This window comes from Allomesorhizobium camelthorni (assembly GCF_011045125.1).
Classification (GTDB): Bacteria; Pseudomonadota; Alphaproteobacteria; order Rhizobiales; family Rhizobiaceae; genus Allomesorhizobium; species Allomesorhizobium camelthorni.
This window is the reverse complement of record NZ_JAAKZF010000321.1, coordinates 1-647: the sequence shown is the minus strand read 5'-3', so window position 1 is coordinate 647 and position 647 is coordinate 1. Positions and strand designations below refer to the sequence as shown.

Genomic DNA, 647 nt, shown 5'->3' with positions numbered 1-647 from the left:
CTTCCACCTCGATGTCCGCTCGTCAGCTCAGCCGCGTGCCATAGATTGTGGAGCAGGGCGCGCAGCGACAACTTTCGTGCGTCGCCAGAAACGCTTGCAGACACCTCGCCGTTCGGCACCGGTGCGGTGCGACTGCCGGTTTTCGACAGGATGAACTTCAGTTCAGCGCAGCCATGTCGTTTTGCGGATCGATCTGGATCGTGCTTCTTATCAGTGCACCCAAGCCCGACAGGTCGTAGGGCGACTCATAGGACTCGCATGATGGATGATGCCCACCGCCGCTCAGCGGCATGCGCTTGATCCGATAGGCATCGCCAATTCGCGTGATGTACATGGGCAGGCCATCGGCCTGGCAAAAGCACAATGGCCGCTCGCGCCGCTCATGAGCGGCCGTCAGAGCCTCCTGGAGCTTGGGTGCATCCTCCGCATAGATTGAACCGCCGCATTACGTCCAAAACTCGAGGTCGCCGCATCCCTGTGGGCGCATGAGTCACGGCTTTGCGCCTAGCGCAGGCCGCTTGGCGGCGAGAGGCAGAGCGGGGCCGGGAGGAGTGCGGCCCGGCCGGCGCAGAGAGTGGCGGCTGGGCGGACACTCTCTCCCGCGAAGGACATCCCCATGAACATCAATTCGACCACATCGGCTGTCG

General features: G+C 62.9%; 2 protein-coding genes. Both read right to left on the bottom strand.

From position 1 onward, the window contains the following. Positions 1–104: DUF1173 family protein (locus G6N73_RS38205; protein WP_343044852.1), on the bottom strand; the 104-nt coding region annotated here is incomplete at its 3' end. Between the two features lie 53 nt (positions 105–157). Next, positions 158–397, bottom strand: coding sequence for a DUF1173 family protein (locus G6N73_RS38200; RefSeq protein ID WP_281353035.1), 240 nt, complete (start codon positions 395–397; stop codon positions 158–160). Positions 398–647 lie beyond the last annotated feature (250 nt).